The sequence below is a fragment of the Polyangium spumosum genome, from assembly GCF_009649845.1.
GTDB lineage: Bacteria > Myxococcota_A > Polyangia > Polyangiales > Polyangiaceae > Polyangium > Polyangium spumosum.
This window is the reverse complement of sequence record NZ_WJIE01000005.1, coordinates 225,768-245,356: the sequence shown is the minus strand read 5'-3', so window position 1 is coordinate 245,356 and position 19,589 is coordinate 225,768. Positions and strand designations below refer to the sequence as shown.

16 protein-coding genes are annotated in these 19,589 nt (G+C 71.1%); 3 read left to right on the top strand and 13 right to left on the bottom strand.

Going from position 1 to position 19,589, the window contains the following annotated elements; genetic code table 11:
* Positions 1-319 precede the first annotated feature (319 nt).
* Together GF068_RS18455 and GF068_RS18450 are read left to right on the top strand one after the other, a co-directional pair.
* Entirely contained in the window at positions 320-1,015 is a 696-nt protein-coding gene (locus GF068_RS18455; protein ID WP_153820725.1) for a hypothetical protein, read from the top strand.
* Positions 1,012-1,494: a DUF6968 family protein gene (locus GF068_RS18450; protein ID WP_153820724.1), complete on the top strand. Its 483-nt coding sequence runs from the start codon at positions 1,012-1,014 to the stop codon at positions 1,492-1,494. Before GF068_RS18455 ends, GF068_RS18450 begins: the two co-directional genes overlap by 4 nt.
* Positions 1,495-1,604: 110 nt before the next feature.
* Here GF068_RS18450 and cheB read toward each other — a convergent pair whose 3' ends face one another.
* The 7 genes from cheB to GF068_RS18415 all read right to left on the bottom strand — a co-directional run bounded on the left by cheB (position 1,605) and on the right by GF068_RS18415 (position 9,653).
* A complete protein-coding gene (gene cheB, locus GF068_RS18445; RefSeq protein ID WP_153820723.1) occupies positions 1,605-2,699 on the bottom strand; it encodes a chemotaxis-specific protein-glutamate methyltransferase CheB in 1,095 nt (364 codons plus the stop codon).
* Positions 2,696-4,768, bottom strand: coding sequence for a hybrid sensor histidine kinase/response regulator (locus GF068_RS18440; protein ID WP_153820722.1), 2,073 nt, complete (start codon positions 4,766-4,768; stop codon positions 2,696-2,698). The genes cheB and GF068_RS18440 overlap by 4 nt, the downstream gene beginning before the upstream one ends.
* A gap of 22 nt (positions 4,769-4,790) precedes the next feature.
* On the bottom strand, positions 4,791-5,306 hold the full coding sequence (locus GF068_RS18435) for a chemotaxis protein CheW (RefSeq protein ID WP_153820721.1): 516 nt from the start codon (positions 5,304-5,306) through the stop codon (positions 4,791-4,793).
* A complete protein-coding gene (locus GF068_RS18430) occupies positions 5,303-6,778 on the bottom strand; it encodes a CHASE3 domain-containing protein (protein WP_338046449.1) in 1,476 nt (491 codons plus the stop codon). Before GF068_RS18430 ends, GF068_RS18435 begins: the two co-directional genes overlap by 4 nt.
* A gap of 27 nt (positions 6,779-6,805) precedes the next feature.
* Positions 6,806-8,305, bottom strand: coding sequence for a CheR family methyltransferase (locus GF068_RS18425; RefSeq protein WP_153820720.1), 1,500 nt, complete (start codon positions 8,303-8,305; stop codon positions 6,806-6,808).
* Positions 8,302-8,766, bottom strand: a complete 465-nt coding sequence (locus GF068_RS18420) for a chemotaxis protein CheW (RefSeq protein WP_153820719.1) — start codon at positions 8,764-8,766, stop codon at positions 8,302-8,304. The genes GF068_RS18425 and GF068_RS18420 overlap by 4 nt, the downstream gene beginning before the upstream one ends.
* Positions 8,767-8,891: 125 nt before the next feature.
* Positions 8,892-9,653 (bottom strand): class I SAM-dependent methyltransferase, encoded by a 762-nt coding sequence (locus tag GF068_RS18415; protein ID WP_206079498.1) that lies wholly within the window; start codon positions 9,651-9,653, stop codon positions 8,892-8,894.
* A 193-nt stretch (positions 9,654-9,846) separates the two neighbouring features.
* Here GF068_RS18415 and GF068_RS18410 point away from each other — a divergent pair, with 193 nt between their 5' ends.
* Positions 9,847-10,281, top strand: a complete 435-nt coding sequence (locus GF068_RS18410) for a hypothetical protein (RefSeq protein WP_153820718.1) — start codon at positions 9,847-9,849, stop codon at positions 10,279-10,281.
* Positions 10,282-10,287: 6 nt separating this feature from the next.
* On the opposite strand, the gene ftsH is transcribed toward GF068_RS18410, so the two are convergent.
* From ftsH to GF068_RS18380, 6 genes are all read right to left on the bottom strand, one after another.
* Positions 10,288-12,168, bottom strand: a complete 1,881-nt coding sequence (gene ftsH / locus GF068_RS18405) for an ATP-dependent zinc metalloprotease FtsH (protein WP_153820717.1) — start codon at positions 12,166-12,168, stop codon at positions 10,288-10,290.
* Positions 12,169-12,278: 110 nt separating this feature from the next.
* Entirely contained in the window at positions 12,279-12,593 is a 315-nt protein-coding gene (locus GF068_RS18400) for a hypothetical protein (protein ID WP_153820716.1), read from the bottom strand.
* A 50-nt stretch (positions 12,594-12,643) separates the two neighbouring features.
* Positions 12,644-14,473 carry an FG-GAP repeat domain-containing protein gene (locus GF068_RS18395; protein WP_153820715.1) on the bottom strand — a complete coding sequence of 610 codons (1,830 nt, stop codon included), beginning with the start codon at positions 14,471-14,473 and terminating at the stop codon, positions 12,644-12,646.
* A 48-nt stretch (positions 14,474-14,521) separates the two neighbouring features.
* Entirely contained in the window at positions 14,522-15,067 is a 546-nt protein-coding gene (locus tag GF068_RS18390) for an AgmX/PglI C-terminal domain-containing protein (protein WP_170319560.1), read from the bottom strand.
* Between the two features lie 199 nt (positions 15,068-15,266).
* Positions 15,267-16,661, bottom strand: coding sequence for a sigma 54-interacting transcriptional regulator (locus GF068_RS18385; protein WP_153820713.1), 1,395 nt, complete (start codon positions 16,659-16,661; stop codon positions 15,267-15,269).
* A 12-nt stretch (positions 16,662-16,673) separates the two neighbouring features.
* On the bottom strand, positions 16,674-19,286 hold the full coding sequence (locus GF068_RS18380) for a serine/threonine-protein kinase (RefSeq protein WP_153820712.1): 2,613 nt from the start codon (positions 19,284-19,286) through the stop codon (positions 16,674-16,676).
* Between the last annotated feature and the right edge of the window lie 303 nt (positions 19,287-19,589).

Below are 19,589 nucleotides of genomic sequence, written 5' to 3'. Positions count from 1 at the left end.
ACGCGTGGGCGAGACCTTCGGGGTTCGTTCGCTCACCTTCGAGGCGGGCGCACGAGACTTTGAGACGCGTGCGCGAGACCTGGAGACGCGTGGGCGAGACCTTCGGGGTTCGTTCGCTCACCTTCGGGACGGTCGCACGAGACTTTGAGACGCGTGGGCGAGACCTGGAGACGCGTGGGCGAGACCTTCGGGGTTCGCGCACGAGACTTCGAGACGGCCGCGCGAGACTTCGAGACGCGTCGTTTGGTGATGGTGCGTACTGGTCAGGTTGACGGAGCTCGAGACGTCTGGTCGCATCTTGGTCATGCGGCTTCAGCGGATGCGAACCTTCGTTTCCTTCGGGCTGCTCGGCCTCGCGACGGTGGCGCTCGTGCCGTTTGGCTGCTCCTCGGCCACGATCCGCCACCACCCGGACGATCGCCCGCGCCTCCCCGCCGCCACCGCGGAGCGATTGCGGGCGTGTGTCGACGAGCTCGGTGGCGAGCTCGGAGGGGGGTACTACACGTTCGATGCGACGGTGAAGGTCGACGAAGAGGGCCGCGTCGTGGAGGTCGAGGGAAGAGGCGTGCCGCATCCGGAGCTCGCGATCTGCATGCGGATCGCGCTGCGAGGGATGACGGTGTCGGAGGAGCTGCTCGGCAAGCTGCGCGTGTCCGCGTCGCCCGCGCCTGCGAACGGGCAAACGGCGGCCGAGCGTGCGCTCGTCGGGAACGCCGCGGCGTTTGTGCTGGTGGTGGTCGCTCTCGCGGAGATCGTCATCGATGCGGCCCCCGTCGCCGTCGCGATTGCCGCGGCGGTGGAGGCCACGGGGGAGATTGCGGAGGTGGCTCGGAAACCGAAGCAGCCCCCGCCGAACCTGAACCGTTGCCTCGACGCGGCCGCGGCCGGCGGCGTGATGTGGGAGAACTTTTGCAACGCGATTCGCAGGCGTGACGACCGTGCGAGGTGCTGGGAAAAGACCCTGCTGACCGAACAGGAGAAGCGCGGCTATTGCCACAGAAATTTTGGGAAATGATAATGTCCAAGCCTAAAAAGACCACCTCGAAAACCAAACGAACACGCTGGATCGCCGAGCGCCGCCTCGAGCGACGTGATGCCGTTGGCGGCATCGTCGTGGTCCGCGTCGGTTCTCCTGAATTACCCCCTGGGGACGATGTGTGGAGATGCCCCTTCGTCATCCTGGGGTTGGGGGACGACTCGATGCAATTCGGCAAAAGCATTGATTCGATGGCGGCGCTCCAAAATGCCCTCATAGGTATCCGCAGCAAGCTCGTGCAGAGCGGCATTCCGCTTCGATGGGAGGGATTCCCAGAAGACGCGGAAAATGACACTGGTTTTCACATGGTCATGCCTTCGGGATTTGGCCTCGCATTTGAACAGCGTATGGAAAAAATGATCCAAGGGGAGATCGAGGAGCTCGTCCGCCCCATTCGCGAGCGCCACGAGCGTCGCGAAGCCCGCCGCAAGGCGCGGGCGAAGCCGAAGACGGAATGACGCTCGTGGAGGCACCCGGCCCCGTCGTGCAGACGAGCCGCGCGGCCCCTCACGGTGAGGTTGTCGTCGACCACGAGGATATGTGGCTTCCTCTGCCCCGACCTTTCCTTTTACACATTCCCCCCTCGCCCCGCGCGACCGAGCATCAGCAACGTCCGACCGAACTCGCCGACCGGCAGGATGCGGCTCGCCGCGCCGAGCCGGATCGCCTCGCGTGGCATCCCGAAGACGACCGACGTGGACTCGTCCTGCACGAGCGTCATCGCGCCCGCGCGCTTCATCGCGAGCAGGCCGAGCGCGCCGTCCTTGCCCATGCCCGTCAGCAAGCAGCCGATCGCCGCACGACCAAACTCCTCGGCGACCGATTCGAAGAGGACGTCGACCGAGGGCTTGCACGAGTGGCGCTCCGGACCGTCGTCGAGCCAGAGCCTGCCGCCTCGCACGACGAGGTGCCGGTCGGGAGGCGCCATCAGGACACGCCCCGCGCCCGGCGGAGGCAACAGATCGCCGTGCTTCGCCTCCACCACCGAGAGCGGCACCATGCCGTCCAGCCACTCGGCGAACGCACGGCCAAACGGCAGGCCGATGTGGATCACGAGCAGCACCGGCAGCGGGAACGTCGCGGGCAACTGGCGCAGGATCTGCACGAGCGCGCCAGGGCCGCCGGTGGAGGCGCCGATCGCGACGAGCCCGTGGCTCGAGGGCGGCTCCACGAGCGACACCGGCCGCGCCGGGAGCGGGGCAGGCGCGAGGACGGGCGGCGCGCTCGGGTTCGCCTTCAGCTTGCCGCGCGGGTGCGTGATCACCCGGATCTTCGCGGCGAGCTTGACCGTCTCCACGAAGCGCCGCGACCACTCCTCGTCGGGCGCGTCGCCCGTCGGCTTCTCGATCACCTCGAGCGCGCCGGCCCGGAGCGCGTCGTAGGTCTTGGTCATGTCGCCACGGTTCGACGCGGCCGACACGATCACGATCGGCGTCGGGCAAAACGCCATGATGTGCTCGGTGACCTCGATGCCGGTGCCCCGCTCGAGGATCAGATCCAGCGTGACCACGTCGGGCCGGAGCGACTCGCAGAGCGTGATGCCTCGCTCGCCGTCCCCGGCCTCGCCCACGACCTCGCAGCCAGGATCGGCCGCGAGCGCGAGCACGAGACGGCGGCGCACGGTGAGGGAGTCTTCGATGACGAGGACACGTGTCTTGCTCATGAGGCCGTCCCGAGGAGCTCCGCGACCATGCGAACGAAGAGCTTCTGGTCGAACTCGCCCTTCACGATGTACGCCGACGCTCCGGCCTCGGCGCCTCGCTCGCGATCCTTCGTCGTCGCGAGCGAGGTGACGATGATGACGGGCACGTCGCGCAGCGCAGGATCGGCGCGCGTCGCCTTCGTGAACTCGAAGCCGTTCATGCCCGGCATCTCGACATCCACGATGAACAGGCCGTACCTGCGCGCCTTCGCCTTGCGTAGCCCCTCCTCGGCCGACGCGCTGAGGTCCACCTCGTAACCCGCCGACTCGAGGATGCTCTGCTCGAGCATACGCGTCGTGAGCGAGTCGTCGATGACCAGGATCGGGAGACGCTTCGGCGCCGGGCGCCGCGTCGCCGGCGCGCCCGTCGTCATCTCGCGCGTGTTCACCCTCGACAGCGTCGGGGGATCGAGCACGAGCATCGGATCGCCCTGCGCGTCGAACGCCGCACCCGCCACGCCCGCCGGGGCCCCCGCGCCCGGCGGCAGCGGCCGGAGCACGACATCCATCGTGCCGAGAAGACGATCCACGCCGAGCGCGATCCACGCCTCGCCCGACTGCATGATCACCGCCGAGCAGACCTCGGGCAACTCGCGCGCCTCGCCCTCGGGCGCGAGCACCACGCCGAGCGGCAGGAAGGGCACGGCCCGATCACCAAAGAGGATCCGCTCGCCTTCGGGATCGGCGAGCCGCTCATTCGACGTCACGCGCCGCGTGCCCCGCACCGCGTCGAGCGGCACGAGCGCCGTCGATCCGCCGAACATCACCGAGAGCACCGGGATCGACGAGAGCGACACGGGCACCTCGATCTCGACCGTCGTGCCCTCGCCGAGCTTGCTCTCGAGCCGGACCGATCCCCGCAGGCGATCGGCCACCTCGCGCACGACGTCGAGCCCCACGCCTCGCCCCGAGATCTCCGTGACCTGCGGGGCCGTCGAGAGCCCCGGGCGGAAGACCAGGTCGCGCGCCTCCTGCTCGCCGAGCGCCTCGCTCCCCGAGGCGAGGCCACGCGCCGCGGCGGCTCGCCGCACGGCCGCGACGTCGATCCCGCGCCCGTCGTCGCTCGCGCGGAACACGACCATCCGGCCGCGCCGCTCGATCTCGAGGTGGATGCGGCCGACCTCGGGCTTGCCCCAGCCGATGCGCTCGTCGACAGGCTCGATGCCGTGATCGACCGCGTTGCGGATCACGTGCAGCAAGGCCTCGCGCACCGCGGAGAGCACGTGCCCTTCGAGGCGCACGTCGCCGCCACGCGCCGAGAAGCTCACGTCCTTGCCGAGCGCCTCGGCCGCGTCGCGCGCCGTGAGCTCCAGCGTGCCGAGGATCGCGCCCACCGGCAGGAGCCGCAACGTCGACGCGCGCTCCTGCACCTCGCCGAGCTCGCGCTCGATCCGCCCGACCGCCGACCCGATGTCTCGCTCGGCCGAGAGGAGGCTCTGCGTGATCTCGTGTATCGCCGCGCCGAGCCTCGCGCCTCGCCCGCGCTCGCCCGCGCCTGCCCCGGCTGCGAGCTCGCTCCGCAAGAGGACCACGAGCCGGAGCGCGTGCTGCAGCGCGCCGAGGCCCCCGTTCAGCGGGCCGATCTGGATGGCCGCCTCCGACAAACCTTCGCGCAGGGCGTCCATCTCGGTGATGTCGACGCGCACCGTCTCCAGCCGGTCGCCCTCCGGCGGCGAAGTGAGCGCGGCGGGCCCCTGCGCCTCGTCCATTTCCGACGGCGCGGCCCCGAGCTTCGTCGTCTCCTCGCGGATCCGGTCGAGGATCCGCAAGAGGTCGCTCACGTAATCGCGGGTGATCGGCTCCTCGCCGTCCCGGAACGGGGCCAGCGCGTCCTCGATGGTATGGGCCATCTCGCCGATGCGGTTCTTCCGCACCACACGCGCCGCCCCCTTCAGCGTGTGCGCGAGGCGCATGCAGCGGGCGAGGATCCCCGTGTCCGTCGGGTTCTTCTCCAGGACGAGCAGGTCCCGCGTGAGGCCCTCGACGATCTCGTGCGCCTCGTCCCGGAAATAATCCTCGAGCTCCTTCATCGCCGACCCTCCCGGCGCTCGCTCATGGCGCCCCCTCGTGGCGCTCGCCGGCCCGCGTTTTGGCCAGCTCGACGAGGGGTTCGAGGACGAGCACGCCGCGCGTCTGCCCGGCGATCGTGACGAGCTCGCGGACGAAGCCCTCGCCGTCCCCCTCGGCGGGCACGAGATCGGCCGGGCTCACCTCGAGGCAGGCTTCGATGGCCGTGACGCTCAGGGCGATGGGCGCGTCGCCGCCCGCGAGGAGGAGCCAGCGCGGCCTCTCGCGAGGCTCGGGCAGGCCGAGGAGCGAGGCGAGCGCGTGTACGGCGAAGAGGCGGCCGCGGATCCCGGTGATGCCACGCAGGCCCGGGGGGCTCCCGGGAAGGGGCACGATCTTGCGGCATTCGTGGACGCCGTCGATGTCGGAGAGCCGGACCGCGTAGCTCTGGCTGCCCGCTCGAATGGCGAGGACGAGCGCCCCCGCCTGCTCGGCGTCGCGGGACGGCGCGGCGAACGAGGCGTCGAAGGCGCGGCGCAGCGCGAGCGCGTGCGCGCTCAAGCCGACGACTCCTCGCGCCGGATGAGGCGCACGAGGTCCCCGGACAAACCAGCGAGTTGCGACGCGGTGTTCAGGGTCTGCGACGATCCGGCCTCGCTCTCGCGCGCCGTCTGGGCCACGTCCGCGATGGCGGAGGCGACCTGCTCCATCGCGCTCGATTGTTGCTTCGTGCTGAGCTCGATCTCGCGGGAGGCCTCGGCCGTCGAGCCCACGTAGTCGACGATCCGCTTGAAGCTCTGCGCCACCTCGCCGAACCGGCGCGTCCCGGCCTCCACCGCCTTCGCCCCGTCCTCGGTGGCCATCACCGTGGTGTTCGCCGCGGTCCGGATCTCCTCGATGAGCCGGCGGATCTCCTTGGCCGACCCGCCCACGCGATCGGCGAGCTTGCGGATCTCGCTCGCCACGACGCCGAAGCGCCGCCCCGACTCCCCGGCGCCGACGGCCTCGATCGTCGCGTTGATCGCGAGGATGTTCGTCTGCTCGGCGAGCTCCGAGACGATGTCGAGGATCCCGCCGATCTCCTGGGATTTGCGGCCGAGATCGAGCATGTGCTCGACGATCTGGTCGACCTGCCGCCGGACGGTCTCGATCGCCTCCTGCGCGCCCTCGACGGTCTGGTTGCCGCCGCGGGCCGCCTGCGCCGTCTCGCTCGCGACGAGCGTCACCCGCTGCGCGCTCTCCGAGATCTGGCGCGACGTCGTGACGAGCTCGCGCACCGTCGTGCTCACCTCGGTCGCCGCCGAGACCTGCCCCTTCGCGCCCTTGACCTGCTGGGTCGCGGCCGCCTCGAGCTCGGCCGCGGCGCTGCGGATGTGCTGCACGGCCGCGCCGATACGCGCCCCGAGGCCGCGGGTCACGACGAGGCCCACGGCCGCGACGATCAGCACGGCCACGAGCGTGCCGAAGATCAGGATCTGGCTGAGCCACGCGGCGGCTTGCTTCGCCTCGGTGTTCCGCTCGGTGAGGAGCTTGTGCTCGTGCGCCTTCATCTCGGCGACGATGCGCCGGATGTTCTCCATCACCCGCGCGCCGGTGCCTTCGAGGACGATCTTCAGCGCCGCGTCGAACCCGCTCTCCCTGCGTGCCTCGATCGTCTCGTCGATCTCGCGCAGGCGCTCCTCCACGAGGGGGCGGAGCTCGCCGATGCGCTCTTTCTGGATGGGGTCGTCGCCGAAGAGCTCCTCGAGCTGCCGGAGCTCGGTCGCGACGCCTTTTTTACCCGAGTAATAGGGCTTCAGGAAATCGTCGCGGCCCGTGATCACGTAGCCACGTTTGCCCGTCTCGGTCTCGTCGAGCGACGCGAGGAAGTTCGATAACCCCGTGAGCTCCTCGTGCGCCTGCGTGACCGCCTCGCTCGTCGCGAGGAGCCGCTGGCTCGACCGGTAGGAGAACGAGCCCAGCGTGATGAGGATGAGCAGCGGGAGCAAGAAGCCCGCCGCGATCTGTTGCCCCACGGTCCATGATTTTCCCACGAAGCCCGCCTCCCTCGTCCTTGTCGATCAAATGGGCGTCGGCTCCGGTGTCTGGACGCCCAGCGCGCCGAGCTGCGCCCTGCACAGCTCGAGCAATACTTCTCTTCGAAAGCCCCCGCCGAACATCACGATCCTCGCGCGCTCCTCGGTCCGGAGCAGCTCGAGGGCCCTCTCGAGCTCCGCGCGGGCAGAAGCGCGCTCGCCCTCGCGCCGGAGCACCATGCCGAGCCGCAGGTGCGGCAGCGAGAACCGCGGATCCCTCCGCTTCGCCTCGCGGTAATGCCACGCGGCCCGCTCGACGTCGCGCTCGTTCTCACGCAAGAGCCCGAGCAGGTAATGGGCCCCTGTCTCGCATTGCCCCCGCGCGAGCAGGGCGCCGAGGGTGCGCTCCGCGTCCCGCGAGCGGCCCTTTTCTCCGTAAATCGCCGCCCGGCAGAGCTCGAGCTCCGGCGGCGCAGAGGGCCCCGCCGCCGCCACCACGGAGAGCGCGTCGTCGTGCCGCTCCGCTTCGAGCAGATCGAGCACGCGCGCGAGCGCGGAGGGCGCGCCCGCCACCGGCGGCGCGGGGCTCGCGCTCGCCGCGCCTTCGGCCTCGCGGGTCTCTGCGATCCGGGCGATCCGCGCGGTCGAGCGCTGGATCTCCTCCGCCCAGGAGGGCGCCGCTTCCTCCGGCGTGGCCGGAACCGCGGGTATCGTCGGCTCGGACGCGCGGCGCGGGGGCGGGGGGAGCGGCGCCGCCGTCGTCGAGGACGGGCCCGGGCCCTTCGAGCGATAATAAAATGCGTCGTGCTCGTGCACGAGCTCGAATTCGTCCGTGACCCCGCGGAGCGACTCGCTGTGCCCGAGGAAGAGATACCCGCCCGGCGCGAGCGCCCGGGAGAAACCCGAGAGCACCCGGCGGAGCGCGCGCTCCGAGAAATAGATCAATACGTTGCGACAGAAGACGACGTCGTAGCTCGCCTCCGGCGAGCGCGCGAGCACCTCGAGCAGGTTGCCCTCCTCGAAGCCCACGCGGCGCTGGATGCGCGGATCGAGGACGAACGCGTCGCCGTCTCTCTGGAAAAACCGCTCGCGGATCTCCTGCGAGGCCCCGCGCACGGCCCACGACGAATACCGCGCCCGCCGGGCCTTCTCGATGGCGGACCCATTCAGATCGAGCCCCGTGATCGAGAGGAGCGGCGCGAGCTCCGGCGCGCTCACCTCGGCCGCGATGGCCATCGTATAAGGCTCCTCGCCGGAGGAGCAGCCGGCCGAGAGGATCCGCACCTTTCGACCCCGCGGCCCCACGAGCGCGCGCTCGGGGAGCACGCGCCGCACGAGCGCCTCGATTTGCATGGGCTCGCGGAAGAAATAGGTCTCGCCGACCGTCACCGCCTCGACCAGGCGCTCGAGCGGGATGGGCCCACCTCGCGGCGGGTTTTCCCCGAGGAGCACCTCGATGCGGTCCCGCTGAAAGCCCGAGGGCGCGAGGCCGAAGCGGGCCTCGACGAGGTCCTCGATTCCCTTGGCGTCGCGGGGCGCGCTCATCGGGCTCCGGCACCGGCGAGCGCGTCGAAGGCGGAGGCCGGGAGCAGGCGCGCGGCGTCGAGCACCACGAGCGCCTGCCCGTCGAGGGATCCGAGGCGCTCGACCTCCCGCGGCAGCGCCTCGCCGAGGAGCGGCGGCGCGGCCTCGAGGCGCGCCTCGTCGAGCTCCTCGATGCCCACGACGTCCTCGACGAGGAGCCCGATCCGCCGCTCGCCCGCCCGCACGAGCACGAGCCGCCGCGCCTCCTTCGCCTCGGCTCCGCCGAGGACCTTCGATATCGATAGCACGGGGATCACCTCGCCCCGCACCACCGAGAGGCCCGCGACGAAGCGCGGCGCGTCCGCGACGGGATCGATCGGCAGGGGGCGCATCGTCTCGACGACCGAGGATGCGGGCAACGCGCAGATCCAGGAGCGCGCCCGCACGAGCAAAAAGGTGCGTCGAACCGTGGGGTCTCCCATGGCCACCCTCGTCCATCGCACGCGCGGACGGCGCTTGTAAAGCGTATCCCGGCGCTGCCCTGCGCGGACAGCGGTCTCTTCACCGGCAAAACACGATTTGCCGGCGAGGCGTCGAGGGTTGCGCGTCAGCGCGCCTCGCGCCGCACCTTCCAGACGTGCTCGGCGGGGTATTTGCGCGCCCATTCGAGGGGCGCATATCCCTCGTAGGTCGTCGTGGCGCCCTCGGGCGGCCGGAGCTCGACGAGGTCCTCGACCACGAGCCCCGAGCGCCGGAAGAGGCGGATCCACTCGCCGTACGGGAGGTTGAACGACGTGGAGCCGTCGTCCTCCTCCACGCGATGCAGGCTGAAGTAATCGTTGAGGAGCTGGGGCACCACACGATCCGTCGCCTTGTCGATGGCGACGTAGAGCCACGGCGTCGCCATGTTGAACACGAAGAGCCCGCCCGGGCGCAGGAGCCGCGCCGCTTCGGGTACGGTCTTGTACGGGTCGGCGAACGTCATCGCCCCGTGATCGCAGAACACCAGGTCGAAGCTCGCGTCCGGCAGGGGCACCGCTTCGGCGCTGCCTTGCAGGAGCGTCACCGAGACGCCCTCGCGCGTGGTGAGCTCCCGCGCGTGGCGGAGCTGCTCGTCGGAGAGGTCGAGCCCCGTCATCCGCGCCCCGCGGCGCGCGAGGGCCACCGACCACTGCGCCCCGCCGCAGCCGAATTCGAGCACGTCCTTGCCCGCGACGTCCCCGAGCAGGCCGAGCTCGCGCTCCGGGATGGCCCACACGCCCCAGGTCGGCTCGACGATGCCGAGCTGCGTTTCGTGCTCCTTCTGGTACTCGGAGGCGATACGGTTCCAGTACTCCCGGTTCTTCGCGACATGATCGGGCATCGACATTGCAAGCTCCCTCGATCGGACTTTCGTTGCGTAACGATACACGTCGTCGCGGCCCATTCGAAACGCAAAACATGCGCGTGACGCGCAATCCGCGCGCCTTCCGTAGCGTCAGGTTTCTTCGATTCGTGCCGCGTTTGGCCCGGTTTTACCGGTGAATTCGGCGGGCACGCGGGGTGCAACCGCGCGGACGTTCATGGAGCGCACGGAATCGGCACGCGAAGGGCGAGCGGCAGACGACTCGTCCCGAAAGGACCTCGTCCTGGCGAGCTTCTTCACGGCCGTGGGCCTCGCCGCCGTGATCATCGGCCGCGGCGGGCTCGGCGTCATGATCGCCGGCTCCATCGGCTCCGTGGGCGCGAGCGTCGCGGCCGTCGGGCTCGCGGCGGTCGATCGGCGCCTCTCGTACCGCGAAAAAGCGCAAGTGTCCGTGTGCATCGTGCTGATGATGCTCTTCGTCGGCTTCGCCATCGGCGACCTGGCCTTCATCCTCGCCGGTTATCCGCTGCTCGCGATCGGCCTCGTAGGACTTCTGCCGGCCCTCCGCGGGGCGATCCACGCGACCCCTTCCACTCCCCCCAAGCACCGCGTGGAGACCCCGCGGAGGGCCGCGGAGGCCCCCGCTCACTGAAGACGCTCAGGCCGCCTCGTCCGCGATCCGCTTGATCTCGGCGCCGGTCAACGTCTCGCGCGCGATGAGCGCCTCCGCCGCGGCGAGCAAGCCCGCGCGCCGGCCTTCGAGCAGGGATTTGGCGCGCCCGAAGAGCTCGGCGAGCCGGTCGCGCACCTCCTCGTCGATCTCGCGCGCCGTCTCGTCGCTGCACATCCGCTCCTCCTGCGTCACGCCGAGCAGCGGCGCGCCCACGTTACGCGTCAGCGCAGGCAGGCCGAGCCGCCGGCTCATGCCGAAGCGCGTGATCATCTCCCGCATGAGCGCGGTCGCGCGGCCGAGGTCGTCATGCGCGCCCGTCGAGGGCGAGCCATGGCAGAGCTCCTCCGCCGCGCGCCCGCCGAGCAGCACCATCACGCGCGTCTCGAGCTCGGACTCGGTGAGCACGTGCCGCTCGTCGCGCGGGACCTGGATGGTCACGCCGAGCGAGACCGCGCGCGCGACGATCGATACGCGCTCGACGGGATCGGCCTCGGGCAAGGCGAGCGCGACGAGGGCGTGACCGGACTCGTGCACGGCGACGCGGCGCCGCTCGGCGGGCGTCATCATGAGGCCGCGGCGGCGCAGGCCGAGCTGCACGCGGTCGAGCGCGTCGTCGAAGTCGGCCTGCGTGATGTCGAGGCCGCTGCGGCGCGCGGCGGCGAGCGCGGCCTCGTTGACGATGTTGGCGAGGTCGGCGCCGGCCATGCCGGGCGTCCTGCGCGCGACGGCGCCAAGGTCGACGTCGGACCCGAGCGGCAAGCGCCGCGCGTGCACCGCGAGGATCGCCTCGCGGCCGGCGAGGTCCGGCCGATCGACGATCACCTGCCGATCGAAGCGGCCGGGCCGGAGCAGCGCGGGGTCGAGGACCTCGGGCCGGTTCGTGGCGGCCATGAGGATGACGGTGGCGCGGGGGTCGAAGCCGTCGAGCTCGGCGAGGAGCTGCTGGAGGGTCTGCTCGCGCTCGTCGTGCGTGGCGAGGGCGCCGAGGCCGCCGCGGCTGCGGCCGACCGCGTCGATCTCGTCGATGAACACGATGCAGGGGGCGTTTTTCCGGGCCTCGGTGAAGAGGTCGCGGACGCGGGCGGCGCCGAGGCCGACGAACATCTCGACGAACTCGCTCGCGTTGAGCGAAAAAAACGGCACCTCGGCCTCGCCGGCCACGGCGCGGGCGAGCAGGGTTTTTCCGGTCCCCGGCGGGCCGACGAGCAGGATGCCGCGCGGGATCTTGCCGCCGAGCGAGCGGTAGCGGGCCGGGCGTTTGAGGAAGTCGACGACCTCGACGAGCTCGTCCTTCGCCTCGTCGACGCCGGCGACGTCGGCGAAGCGGACCGGGTCACGCCCCGTGCGATCGTAGAGGCGCGTGCGCGAGCGGGTGAGCCCGAGCGGGCCGCCCACGCCTCCGCCGGTCGACCTGCGGAAGGCCGCGAAGAACAGGAGGTTGATGGCGATGAGGGGGATGATCCACCAGAGCGCCATGACCCAGAAGGGCGTGCGCGAGGGCCGGGCCTCGACGGTGACGCCCTTCGAGAGCAGCGCCTCGACGAGCGGCTCCTTCTCGACGCCCGGGATGCGGCCGGTGCGCACCTCCTCGCCTTTCGCGGGTGGCGGCGCGGGCAGGAAGCTCGGCGGTTTTTTCGTGGTCTCCGCGGGAGGCGCGCCCTCCGTCTTCAAGTGGAGGACGACGTCTTCGGCCGTGATGGAGGCGGACGCGACGCGCCCTGCCTGGACCAGCCGCACCGCCTCGTCGTAGGGGATCGAGCGCGCGCTCGTGGCCCCGAAGACGCCCGAAAACGAGAGCGCGGCGAGGATCAGGAACAGATAGAAAACCCAGCCCCACCCGCGTTGTTTCTGGCTTGTCTCGGGCATTCCGAGGGGGCCATGGAGACGACGCGGTGTCCCAGCAACCGGTTGCGCATGGCGTTTTCACGCGCGCACCGGGGAGCGGGCGGACGAGCGAAACGGGCGCGCGCGTGGCCTCAGTTGCGGCACTTGTTCCAGCGATCACGCTCGGGGCCGCAGCTCGTGTCCCAATCCGAGCCCCGGCAGCGCCCGGTGTCCCATTCGCAGGCCTGGAGCTCATCCCAGAGGTCGAGGCATCTCGCGCGGTCGGCGTCGATCTCTTCACGCTCGGCGTGAAAATAGCAGTCGTCGAGCTGCGAGCGGCTGCAACCCTCGCAATCGCACTTGGCTTCGCAGACGGCCTCGGCGTCGGTGCTGCACGCGGGCAGGCCCGCGGTGAGGAGGCCGAGCAGGAGGAGCGAGCGGGCCGAGGAAAGGAGCAAGTTCTTCATGGTCCGATGCTACCACGAAGGACCCGGGGCGCGCGACCCGGCGCTCGATTTCAACGTTTTCGCGGCGGCGTCGCCCGGTGGTCACGGGACAGCCCACGTCGCAGGAGCCATCCGAGGACGAGCGCGACGAGCCCGATGCCGCCGCCGCCGTGCCCTCGCGCGGCCGGGATCCGGCAGCCACAGCCCGCCTCGTCGTCGAGCACGGGCCCGGGATTGCCACCCGCGCCCGCGCCGCCCATTCCGCCGTTTCCGCCCGCGCCGCCGCTGCTGCTGCTGGTGCTGCCTGCGCCGCCGCTGCCGCCTGCGCCGCCGCTGCCGCTTCCGCTCCCGCTCGCAAAACTCAAGGGTGCGCTACAAGCTTTGTTTCCTTGCCGATCTTCTGCGCAAGCTCGATACACGACCGTCGCGTCCGGCGGGGCCACGAACGTCGCTCGGAACAGGTCTCCCCCGATGAATTTTGCGTCCGCGACGCCGCCCGCGGCCTCGATCTCGACGAACGCCCTCGCGAGCCTCGGACCCGCGTCCGTCGTCGATTCGTCGCTCACCGCGAAACGCACGATCCGCTCTCCGCCCGGCATTCCGCTCGGCAGCGCCTCGACCGCCCGGATGACCGGCGGGCGCGTGTCCTTGGGGAGCGGCGCCACGCCGAAATAGAGCCGGTTCGAGAAGTCTCCGCCCTCCCCCTGCGCCGTGATCACGTCGAGGATCCCGTCGCCGTTCACGTCGCCGAGGTCGAGGCCGAGCGTGAAATCGTTCACCGTGGGGAACGTGGGCTCCGGGGGGAACGTGAAATGCCCCGCGCCGTCGTTCAGGAGGATCCGCTCGTTCCCCGAGAGCGACGCGATCACCGCGTCGAAATCGCCGTCTCCGTCGACGTCCGCGCATTGCACTTCGTTGTCGTCCGCGCCGGGGTTGCCCACGACCCGCGCCGCCGTCTCGTCCGAGAAGACGCCCTTCCCGTCGTTGATGACGAGCTGCTCGCGCAGGTCCGCCGCGCCATTGTCGAGCCACAGGTCGAGGTCGCCGTCGCCGTCGACGTCACACGCGTCGGGGCCGTACACGTAGGGGCCCGGTTGGTCCGGCAGGTCCCCGTTCGCGTCGACGAACGCGCCCGCGCCGTCGTTCCGGAAGAGGAGCGACTCTCCCTTGCGGCTGGCGAGGAGCAGGTCGAGATCGAAATCGCCGTCCACGTCGACGAGGTCCGCGTCGATGGGCCCCGTGCCGATCGCCTGCGTGCCCTGCGGGACGGCCTCGAGCTTCTCCTGGAAAAACCCGGCCCCGTCGTTCAGGTACACCCGCGCCGTGCCGGCCGAGTTTGGCGGGGACGCACCCCAGTCGGTCGAGACGAGGTCGAGGTCGCCGTCGCCGTCGAGGTCGCCGAACCGCGCGCCCGCCGAGCGCGACGAGACGCCGATCCGCGCCGGCCCCTCGTCCGTGAACCCGGGCGGGGTTTGTCCGTCGTTCATGAAGAGCGCGTCTGGCTGCATGCCATACGCGTCCGGCGCGTAGAGGTCGAGGTCGCCGTCGGCGTCCACGTCGGCCGCCGCGATCTGCCGCACCCGCCCGGAGAAACCGCCGAACGAGGTCGGGCCGATCTCCACGAAGTTGCCCGCGCCGTCATTGAGGTAGGCCGCGAGGGGAGCGGTCGTGGCGGGCGTGTAATAACCGCCGCCATTCGCGAAGACGGCGTCGAGGTCGCCGTCGCGGTCGAGGTCGACGAGGAGCACGTAATGCGAATAGCAGCCCTCGTTCGAGGCCGCGCAGGGCTGGGGCGAGCCGAGGTTCTCCGTTTTTTCGACGAAGAGCGGCGCGGCGGCCGCGGTGAAGGGGACGCTCGTGAGGGAAAAAAAGACGAGCGAAGCAGAAAGTCGAAGGCGCATGCCGGGCAGGGTAGGCCGGCACGCGCCTCGGTGTCGAGCGTCCAGGGATCAGGCGCCGGAGGGCGCGCTCTTCGCGAGATCGTCGGGCGAGAGCTCGATCGGATAGACGACCTCGAGCGCGCCCTTGGGAGCGGCCGGCAGCGTCATCGAGCCGAGCTCCTGGGCCAGGCACTTCCCGAGCGCGGCGTCGCCGATCGAGCCGCCGGTGACGCGCGACGAGCTCACCTTGCCGTCCGCCTCGACGTGCATCCGGACGATCACCTTGCCGCCGAGGCCCGGGTCCTTCTTCAGCGCCTCCGCATAACAGGCCCGGAGCGCCGGGATCTTCGCCGTCGCCTGGCGCAGGACCTCCTCGGGAGCGATACGCCCGTCCGGCGTCACCGCGTCGGCCGCGGGCGCGGCCTCGCCCGAGACGAGGCGGAGATCCTGCATTTCATACCCGTAATCACCCTTCTTTGCGTGGCCCGCCTCCGAGGCCGCCTCGGCCGTCGTTTCGTCCTCCACGCTCGCCGCCTCGGCCGCGCAGCCACCGATGAACATCGCCGAGAAGAGGCCAATCGCGAGCGAGAGGAACGAGTGCTTGAGCGTCGTCATGGGAACCTCCATTCATTTCTGCCGGGGTTGTCGTCGGCTTCGTCGAGGAGGCATTGCAGCGGGCGTGCCAGGTCGAAAGGAGGCCGCGAGGGCGGCAATTCGTGGGTTGGCTCTCCGAAATGCGGCTGTTGCAGGGCCGATCGTGGCGGTTGCACCGGTTGCACCCCCCTGTTGCAGGTGTTGCACCAGCTCGACCCCCCTATTTCTTGAACGCCTCGGGATCGATCCCGTACCGCTTCATCCACCGCTGCACCTGCATCCGCGCCTTGCCCATCACGCGCGCCACGGCCGAGACGTTGCCCTTGTGCTCGCGGAAGAGGCGTACGAGCTCCTCGCGCAGCGGTTCGCCCTCGCCCTCCTTCACCGCCGCCGCTGGCTCGTCCGCGGCCTCGCCGCGCGCCCAGGGCGGGAGGTGTTCGAGCCCGACCTCGCCCCCGCCCGCGAGCGCGAGCGCCGCGCCGAGCACCTTCTCCAGCTCCCGCGCGTTCCCGGGAAAACCATACTCGAACATCACGCGCGCCGCCGACGGGTGAAAACGCACCCGCGAGGCCTCGGCCCCCGCGTGACGCTCGATGAGCGAGGCCGCGACGAGGAAGAGATCCTCGCGGCGCTCCCGCAGAGGCGAGAGCTCGATGTGATGGCCCGCGAGCCGATGGAAGAGGTCCGCGCGGAACGCGCCGGCAGAGACCATCTTTTCGAGGCCACGGTTCGTGGCCGAGACGAAGCGAACGTCGACCTTCACCGGCGACGTCGCGCCGATCGGCCGCACCTCGCGCTCCTCGAGCACGCGCAGGAGCGCCGCCTGCGCAGGCGGCCGGAGCTCGCCGATCTCGTCGAGGAACAAGGTGCCACGATCGGCGGCGCGCACGAGGCCGGGTCGATCCTCCTTCGCATCGGAGAACGCGCCGCGCCGATGGCCGAAGAGCTCCGCCTCGACGAGCGACTCGGGAAGCGCGCCGCAGTTCAGAGCGACGTACGCCCCCGGACGCCCCGAGAGCGCGTGGATCGCGCGCGCCGTCACCTCCTTGCCCGTGCCCGTCTCGCCCGTCACGAGGATCGGCAAGGTCGCCCGCGAGATCACGGCGAGCGTCTCGTACGCGCGGCCGAGCGAGGGCAGGAGCGTCGCGAGGCCGGGCGCCTTCGCCCCGTCCGCGGAGACCTCGACGATCGGAGGTTCATCCGGTGAGACCACGAGGCCCTCGCGGAAGACGAAAAACGTGCGGCCGAGCTCGAGGAGGTCGCCGTCCGCGAGCGCGGCGCGCGTGACGGCCTCGCCGTTGACGCGCGTGCCGTTCTTCGAGCCGAGGTCCTCGATCGTGAAGCGGCCGAGGACCTTGCCGATCCGGGCGTGGTTCGTGCTCATCCAGGCGTCGTCGACGCGCACGGCGAGCCGCCGCGGCGACGGGCGTTCGAACGAGCGCGGCGCGCCGCGGCCGAAGGTGACCTCGTCGATCCCCGCGAGCGAGAGGCGCGCGGCGGGGGCGAAGGGGCGGTGGCTCTCGAGGCAGAGGAAGAGCAAAGGCGCGCGGACGGCCGCGCGATCGGAGCCCGCGTCCCTCGTCGGCGAGAGCGTCTTCGTGTCGCCGCTCGTCATGCGCGGACCGTTTTACTTCATGCGGCGAACGAAGTCGCCTAGGCCCGGATCCGCCCCGGCCCAGGCCTCGTTCACGGCGGCGTCGAGCGCGCGCGCCTCGTCCGCCTTGCCCGCGGCGCGCACGAGCTCGGCGAGCCGGACACGCGCCGCGATCGTGTCGAAGGGCCTCTGCCACGGCCGCACGAGGCAGGCTCGGTAGGCGGCCTCTGCCTCTCTCCGCTTGCCGCGCGCCTCGAGAGCGAGGCCCTTTTCGAAGTCGGAGCGATCTTCCTCCGCCGCGGCCGCGACCACCTCGCCCTTCGACGTGCGCCCGAGCAAGCGTCGGATCCGCTGCTCTTCCTCGGCGAGCTCGCCGGCCTGCTTCGCGCGCCCGAGGGCCTTTTGACGGCCGACCTCGTAGCCGAACGACGCGAGCGCGTCGTCGACCTTTCCCGCGAGCAGCATCGCGCCGATGCGCAGCTCCGCGCCCTCGTGGTTCGCCTCGGGATCGGGCTCGCCGAGCATCTCCTCGGCAGCCGCGCGCGCCGCCTTCCCGTCGAGCGAGGCGAACGCGATGAGCGCACGATCCCGCGCGAGCTCGGCGCGCGTGGCCGTCTCCGCGCCGAGCTCGCGCCGGATCAGCTCGGCTTCCCGCGCTTCCTCGATCCGGCCTGCTTCGAGCAGCGTCTCGACCCAGAGGCCCTTCCACTCCGGAAGCGTCGCGTCCATCCAGCCGAGGAAACGCGTGAGCCGCGCGTCGTCCTTGCTCGCCGCGGGGAACGCGCAGCGCAGGATCGGCAGCGCCATCGTAGGCCAGCGTTTGGCGAGCCAGTCCGTCATCGGCAGCGTCTGTTCCGTCACGATGCACCCGCACGACGTGTAGAGCGCCGCGAAATCCGGGTCCTCCGCGAGCTCGCCGTACGACTGGACCAGGAGCGCCACGCCCCGCGCCATCTCGTCGTCGTTCGCGGGCCGCACGTACGTACGGAGCAGGCCTTCGAGCACGTTCGCGCGACGCTTCGGCAACGAGGAGAGGCGGACGAGCGCGGCCTCCTTGGCCACCACGGCGCTCGCCGGATCGCCCTCTCGACGCCGATCACACGCGAGCAGCACGTGCGGCACGGCCGAGTCGGGGTTCGTCCGAGCGAGCGCCTCCGCCTCGACCCCGTCGCGCGGCGCGAAGTCGAACGCGCGACGCCGCACCACGCGCTCGATCCGGTAGGCGCTCGTCACGTCTCCGACGCCCCAGTCCACGAGGTATTCTTTCGACGGCGCCGGCTTGGTGAGGGCCGGCAGGAGCGCCTGGATCGCGGCGTTCGTCGCGACGATCGGCGTCGCGCCCTCGCCTTCGGCCTTCTCGCCGGCGATGGCGAGCGTGACCTTCGTGTTCCCCTCGCCGAGCTCGGCCGTGACGTCGAGCCGCGCGCCGGGTTCGTTGTTCCAGACCACGCCGAGCTCGATCGCGAGGCGCGCGCAGGCACCTTTCCCGAGCGCGTCGGCGAGTTTGTCCGTCGCGCCCGGCCCCGTGATCTTCGCGGCCGTGCACTCGATCGACGCGACGGTCGCGCGTGGCGCGGGCGACGGCGGAGGCGCCTCCGTCCTTCGTTGCAACAAGAACCATGCGCCCCCGGCGAGCGCCACGATCCCGATCGCCGCCGCGATCGTCCGCCGCATGTCGCGGGTCTTCGTGGCGGCGGGCGCCTCGTTTGGCAGGGCAATCCGTCGTTCGCCGTCGAGCGAGAGCGTGCGTGTCGCGCCCTCGCCCTTCACGCCGAGCGCGATCGCGAGCTCCTCGGCCGCGGCGCCCGCGCTCGGGAAGCGGTCCTGGGCTTCTTTCGCGGTCGCCAGCCCGAACCACACGTCGAACGTGACGGGCAGCGTGACCCCGGCCCTCGCGGCGCGTGTGCTCGGAGGCTCCGGCGGACCGTCGAGCGTGGTCAGCGCGAACGCGAGCGTGTTCTCCGCGTCCTCCGCTTCCGCGGCCCAGTACGCGCGCCCGACGAGCAGCGAATACGCCACCATCCCGAGCGCATACACGTCCGTCTGCGGCCCGACCTTGCCGTTCCGGAGCTGCTCGGGCGCCATGTAGAGCGGCGTCCCCACGGCCGAGGTCGTGCCCGCCGTCTCGGCCACGCGCTTCACGACGCCGAGATCGAGCAGCTTGATGCGCGGCGCTTCGCCGGCGCGCTCGGCGAGGAACAGGTTCGACGGCTTCAGGTCCCGATGCACGATCGACGCGGCGTGCAGCGCGTCGAGCCCGCGCGCCGTCTGCAGGATCCACGTCGCGACCTCCTCCGGCGGCAGCGGCCCGAGCCGCGCGCTCCGCTTGCCGAGGTCCTCGCCGCGCAGGAGCTCCATCACGAGGAACGGGCTCTCGGTGGCCTCGTCGACGCCTGCGTCGAGCACCTCGACGACGTGGGCGCTCTCGACGAGCGCGGCGGCGCGCGCTTCGAGGCGGAACCTCTCGCGGAGCGCGGCGCTCTCGGCGACGTGCGGGAGCATCACCTTGAGCGCCGCGGGCCTCTCGGTCTCGAGGTGCCGCGCCTCGTAGACCTCGCCCATGCCGCCCGCCGCGATGCGACGTACGAGCCGGTAACGTCCGGCGAAGATCGTGTTCTCGGCGAGCATCAGGCGGGATCGGCGCATTCTGCACGAGCTCGCGGGCCTCCGGAACCGCGAAACAACCGCCGCGCGGAGCGCCCCGCGCCTGTTTCGCCCCCGGACCGCTCGTGTCTCCGGCGCCCGCCACCCCCGGTCTCGCCCCGTCGAGGTTCCGCGCGCTCGCGCTGCCTCGGTCTCCGGCGAGAACCGGGCTCGTCGTGGTCGTCCTCCTCCGGCGCCGCCGCGAGACAGGCGCCGCGCGATCGGGCCGAGGGGGGTTCGGGGCCCGAACAACCTCGGTCCCCGTGGCGAGCCAGCCCTGGTTTCGCGAAACGGCCCCCGGCCGCG

Coding starts and splice junctions, on each gene's coding strand:
- GF068_RS18455 (WP_153820725.1), top strand. CDS start 320: ATGCGAACCTTCGTTTCCTTCGGGCTGCTCGGCCTCGCGACGGTGGCG.
- GF068_RS18450 (WP_153820724.1), top strand. CDS start 1,012: ATGATAATGTCCAAGCCTAAAAAGACCACCTCGAAAACCAAACGAACA.
- cheB (WP_153820723.1), bottom strand. CDS start 2,699: ATGAGCAAGACACGTGTCCTCGTCATCGAAGACTCCCTCACCGTGCGC.
- GF068_RS18440 (WP_153820722.1), bottom strand. CDS start 4,768: ATGAAGGAGCTCGAGGATTATTTCCGGGACGAGGCGCACGAGATCGTC.
- GF068_RS18425 (WP_153820720.1), bottom strand. CDS start 8,305: ATGAGCGCGCCCCGCGACGCCAAGGGAATCGAGGACCTCGTCGAGGCC.
- GF068_RS18420 (WP_153820719.1), bottom strand. CDS start 8,766: ATGGGAGACCCCACGGTTCGACGCACCTTTTTGCTCGTGCGGGCGCGC.
- GF068_RS18415 (WP_206079498.1), bottom strand. CDS start 9,653: ATGTCGATGCCCGATCATGTCGCGAAGAACCGGGAGTACTGGAACCGT.
- GF068_RS18410 (WP_153820718.1), top strand. CDS start 9,847: ATGGAGCGCACGGAATCGGCACGCGAAGGGCGAGCGGCAGACGACTCG.
- ftsH (WP_153820717.1), bottom strand. CDS start 12,168: ATGCCCGAGACAAGCCAGAAACAACGCGGGTGGGGCTGGGTTTTCTAT.
- GF068_RS18400 (WP_153820716.1), bottom strand. CDS start 12,593: ATGAAGAACTTGCTCCTTTCCTCGGCCCGCTCGCTCCTCCTGCTCGGC.
- GF068_RS18395 (WP_153820715.1), bottom strand. CDS start 14,473: ATGCGCCTTCGACTTTCTGCTTCGCTCGTCTTTTTTTCCCTCACGAGC.
- GF068_RS18390 (WP_170319560.1), bottom strand. CDS start 15,067: ATGACGACGCTCAAGCACTCGTTCCTCTCGCTCGCGATTGGCCTCTTC.
- GF068_RS18385 (WP_153820713.1), bottom strand. CDS start 16,661: ATGACGAGCGGCGACACGAAGACGCTCTCGCCGACGAGGGACGCGGGC.
- GF068_RS18380 (WP_153820712.1), bottom strand. CDS start 19,286: ATGCGCCGATCCCGCCTGATGCTCGCCGAGAACACGATCTTCGCCGGA.